Below are 4,311 nucleotides of genomic sequence, written 5' to 3'. Positions count from 1 at the left end.
GGCCCTATGGTTCGCCTATGGTCGAGTCGACAAGGGATCGCCTGGTGGAGGCGGCCAACCACGCCTTCGCCGAGCACGGCATTCTTGGGGCTTCCCTGGTGGAGGTGACCAGGCAGGCGGGGCAACGCAACCGCGGTGCGGTCCACTACCACTTCGGTGGCCGCGACCAGCTGCTCGCGGCGGTGCTGGAGCAGCATGCGGACTTCCTGGCCCGGCGCGAGGGCGAGCTGCTCGCGGCCGCTCGAACCCGTTCCGACGACGACGTGGCGTCGGTGGTCGAGGCGGTCGTCCGCCCCTGCGTGGAGCTGGCGGAGGGCGGTGACAGCGGCCGCAACTACGTCGAGATCGTTGGCGAGCTGATCGAGCAAGATCCCGCCACCCGCAGTGCGGACGTCGAGGCCATGCTGGCACATACGGGGGGCTACGAGGTCTACGAGCTGCTGGGCGAGCGCCTCCCTGCGATGGACGAGGAACTGCGCACCGAGCGCATCGCCCTGATGACGTCCTTCGTGATCGGCTCGGTGGCGCGACGTGTGCGCGCCAAGTCCACGGGACCGGGCGCACGAGAGTCTCCGCTGTCCAACGAGCGGTTCGTGGTCAACCTGGTGACCATGGCCACCGCGATGCTGTGCGCTCCCCTGGTGCCCGTCGACCTGTGATCGGCGGTCACTCCGCGGATGCAGCAGTAACGGCCTCGTCGGGGCGTTGCGGCAGCACGTGGTCGACGTAGTCGCGAGCGGTCTCGAAGATGTCGACCTCGGCGCCAGCCTGCTCCGACAAGTACCACCGGTGCTCGAGGATCTCGTGGAAGAGCTCGGCCGGCTCCAGCTTGCCGCGAGCCTCGACCGGCACCAGACGCACGATCGGGTCGTAGACCTCGGTCAGCCACCGGTTGGCGACCAGCGTGCGGTCCTCGCGGCCGAGATCGTGATGAGCCGTGAAGGCGGCGAGGTCGTTCAGCAGCCGTCGAGCCTGGGCGTCCTCGACGTTCAGCCCGGTCAGGGCCTGCAGGTCCCTGCGGTGGTGTCCGAGCTCGACCACCTTGGGCTGGATGCGGACCTTGTCGCCGTCGAAGTCGGTCACGATGTCGAGCTCGTCGACGTCGAAGCCGAGGTCGTTGAGCCGTTCGATCCGCCGTTCGATCCGCCACATCTCGTCGGCGTCGAACTCCTCCTCGACGGTCAGCTCGTCCCACAGGGCGTGATAGCGCTCCTCGAGCAGATCGACGATGCCATGGGCCTCCAGGTTGTCGTCGAGGGCGTCACTGGCCTGAAGGTCGAGCAGCTCGGCGAACACGTTCTCCCGCGCCACGGTCAGGTCGTACTCGCGCATCTGCCGGGACAGCGACGACTTCAGCTCGCCGGTCTCAGCGTCGACGAGGTACGCCGCGAAGCCGCCGGCGTTGCGCCGGAACAGCACGTTGGACAGCGACACGTCGCCCCAGTAGAAGTCGGTGAGGTGCAGCCGGACCAGCAGGACGACCAGCGCATCGATCAGCGACGGCACGTTGTCAGCCGACAGCCCGTGCGCAAAGAGGCTTCGGTAGGGCAGGGAGAACCGTAGGTGCTCGGTCAGCAGTGCACTGGGGAGCTGCTCACCGGAGGGGTCGGTGCGCCCAGTCACCACGCCCATCGGAACCACGGCCGGCAGCCCGAGCCGCTGCAGGTCGCGCAGCAGCCGGTACTCCTTGAAGGCGATCTCCTCGACGGTCTCCTTGGCTGCGTAGGTGCGATCGCCCAACCGGATGATCCGGACGACGTGGCGCGACAGCCCGCGGGGGAGCGGGACGACATGTTCGGTCCAGTCCTCCAGCGGCGTCGACCACGGCAGGTTGAGCAATGCCGGATCGGGGCGGCTGGCGACGATGTGGAGCGCCACCTACGGCATGTTACGGCTCCAGGCGGACGGCCCCCGGTCCGTCGGCGGCCAGCTGGTCGCCGGGGTTCACCAATGTGCAGCTGCGCAGGCTCAGGCACCCGCAGCCGATGCAGCCGTCGAGTCGCTCGCGCAGCAGCTCGATGCGGCGGATCTGCTCGTCGAGCCGAGGCCGCCAGGTGGTGCTCAGCCGATGCCAGTCGGCCTTGGTGGGCGCCCGCTTATCCGGCAGGGTGGACAGCGCTGCACCGATCTCCTCGAGGCTCAGGCCCACCCGCTGCGCGGTCCGGATGAACGCAATCCGGCGCAGTGTCGCCTTCGGGTAGCGACGCTGGTTGCCCGAGGTCCGCTCGGAGTCGACCAGGCCCTTCGACTCGTAGAAGCGGATCGCGCTGGTGGCCACCCCCGAGCGTCGGGCCAGCTGTCCTATCGTCAACGACTCCACACTGACACCATGTCTCGACTTCAAGTGAACTTCAAGTAAATAGCGGCGCGAGGGGGGAGCCAACGGGATAGAACAGGTTCTAGTTCTTGCGGTACCTTTCCTGCATGTCGCAGACCTCAGCTCCTCAGTCTCCCCGTGTCGTGGTCATCACCGGCGCCGCCTCCGGCATCGGGTACGCCACCGCCGAGCTGTTCCGTGACGAAGGCGCGATCGTCTACGGCCTCGACATCTCGCCGACCGTGCCTGATGGAGTCACCTTCGTGGAGTGCAACGTGGGCGACCGCACGTCGGTCGATGCGGCAGTCGAGGTGTGCGCAGAGCACGGGCGTATCGACGTGCTGGCCAACGTGGCAGGCATCGTGCAGTTCGGCCGTTTCGAGCAGATCGACGATGCCGAGTGGGACCGGGTGCACGCGGTGGACCTCAAGGGTCCGTTCATGATGATGCAGGCAGCGATGCCCTACCTGAAGGCGTGCGACGGCAACATCGTCAACGTCTCGTCGGTGGCCGGCCGGGTGCCTCAGGCCTACGCGGCGGCGTACTCGGCAGCCAAGGGAGGACTGACCCAGCTCACCAAGTCGCTGGCTCTCGAGCTGTCTCCCGATCGCATCCGGGTCAACGCCGTCTGCCCCGGCACCGTGGACACTCCGATCGTGTCGCACGTTGCGAGCATCTTCCCCGACGACCTCGATGACCGGGTGATGGACCGGCTGATGATGATGCTGCCCGGCAAGGCGATCACGCCGGCCGAGATCGGTTCCGCGATCGTGTATCTCGCCTCGCCCAGCGCACGGATGATCACTGGCTCGATCTTTGCCTTCGACGGCGGCATGGGCTGAGCCCGCTCACCGCGACGGCAGAGGCGCCCCTAGCATTACGGGCACCCCGCCGCGTTAGCTCAGCTGGTCAGAGCACTCGCCTTGTAAGCGAAAGGTCGTCGGTTCGACTCCGACACGCGGCTCGCTAGGATCGCCGCCATGCCGACCCGGACCCCGCTGTTCCTGCTGGGCGTCGGAAGGTCCGGCACCACGGCGTTGGCCGACGTCTTCGCCGAGCATCCCGAGATCGTGATGGGGATGGAGCGGTTCAAGGGACTGTGGGGTCCACGGATCGACGAGATGTCACCCGAGCTGTTCCAGCGCGAGCGGTTCTTCGACTTCTCCGACGAGCTCACCAACATCCGCCCGGACGTCGACCCACGCTGGGCCCGGCTCTACGAGCGACAAGAGGCCAAGTGGGACACCGCCCGCTACGTCGGCGACAAGATGACCAAGGTGCGGATGGACCAGCTGTGGAGCCAGCTGCCCGATGCCAGGTTCGTCTGCATCGTGAGGGCCCCCGAGGACGTCGCCGCCTCGTGGGACGCCCGCGCCAACCGGGCGTCCGACCTCAACTGGCCGGAGCGGCTCAACAGCGAGCGGGCGATCAAGGTCTGGAACGTCAACAACACGCGGATCCGGCGCGCTGTGCGGCAGCGTCCGGAGCAGGCCCTGGTCGTGGAGTACACCTCGTTCTTCGGTGACGGCGAGGCGGGGAGCCTCCGCCGGGCACTGGACTGGCTCGGCCTCGACTTCGCCCCCGAGATCGCCGCCGCTTTCGCTGCCGCGCACGAGCTGTACCAGGACCGGATCGCCGGCAAGGAGCGCACCTTGTCGCCGCAAGCCCAGGAGTTCGTCGACGCCAACGTCAGCCCCGGTCTCTGGAAGCACCTGCTGAAGCTGGCGGTGTGACCGACGCCGTGCGTCCGGGTTCGCCAGGACCTCGAGGCTCCGACAGCTAGCGCAGCTGTCGGACCTCGAACGTCGTGGGTGGGTCCGCGATCGCCTCCTGGGCGGCGACGAGCTGGATCTCCCGGGTGCCGGCGGCGAGCGTCATCTCGAGCATCGCGAAGACCGAGGATGTCGTCGCGCCGAGTGCCTCGGCCGGTGATCGCGTGGTGAGCAGGTGGGCCAGGTACAGCGCCGCGGTCACGTCCCCGCAGCCGTTGGGGT

5 protein-coding genes, 1 tRNA gene and 1 pseudogene are annotated in these 4,311 nt (G+C 67.8%); 4 read left to right on the top strand and 3 right to left on the bottom strand.

The window, feature by feature from the left end:
• On the top strand, nt 1-659 hold a 659-nt coding region (locus tag WB461_RS08435; protein ID WP_423852285.1), incomplete at its 5' end, for a TetR/AcrR family transcriptional regulator.
• 7 nt (nt 660-666) lie between these two features.
• On the opposite strand, the gene WB461_RS08430 is transcribed toward WB461_RS08435, so the two are convergent.
• Nucleotides 667-1,878, bottom strand: coding sequence for a DUF4032 domain-containing protein (locus WB461_RS08430; protein ID WP_423852284.1), 1,212 nt, complete (start codon nt 1,876-1,878; stop codon nt 667-669).
• Between the two features lie 10 nt (nt 1,879-1,888).
• Nucleotides 1,889-2,320, bottom strand: a complete 432-nt coding sequence (soxR, locus tag WB461_RS08425) for a redox-sensitive transcriptional activator SoxR (protein ID WP_423852283.1) — start codon at nt 2,318-2,320, stop codon at nt 1,889-1,891.
• A 104-nt stretch (nt 2,321-2,424) separates the two neighbouring features.
• Between soxR and WB461_RS08420 the strand changes: the two genes are divergently transcribed.
• The 3 genes from WB461_RS08420 (at nt 2,425) to WB461_RS08410 (ending at nt 4,050) form a co-directional block, all read left to right on the top strand.
• A complete protein-coding gene (locus WB461_RS08420; RefSeq protein ID WP_423852282.1) occupies nt 2,425-3,159 on the top strand; it encodes an SDR family NAD(P)-dependent oxidoreductase in 735 nt (244 codons plus the stop codon).
• 48 nt (nt 3,160-3,207) lie between these two features.
• Nucleotides 3,208-3,281 (top strand) — tRNA-Thr (locus WB461_RS08415).
• Between the two features lie 16 nt (nt 3,282-3,297).
• Nucleotides 3,298-4,050 carry a sulfotransferase family protein gene (locus WB461_RS08410; RefSeq protein ID WP_423852281.1) on the top strand — a complete coding sequence of 251 codons (753 nt, stop codon included), beginning with the start codon at nt 3,298-3,300 and terminating at the stop codon, nt 4,048-4,050.
• A 46-nt stretch (nt 4,051-4,096) separates the two neighbouring features.
• Here the strand turns inward: WB461_RS08410 and WB461_RS08405 are convergent.
• Nucleotides 4,097-4,311, bottom strand: a pseudogene (locus WB461_RS08405) (pyridoxal kinase); the annotation flags it as partial.

Source organism: Aeromicrobium sp. (assembly GCF_049587115.1).
Taxonomy (GTDB): domain Bacteria; phylum Actinomycetota; class Actinomycetes; order Propionibacteriales; family Nocardioidaceae; genus Aeromicrobium.
This window is presented reverse-complemented; position numbering and strand designations above follow the sequence as displayed.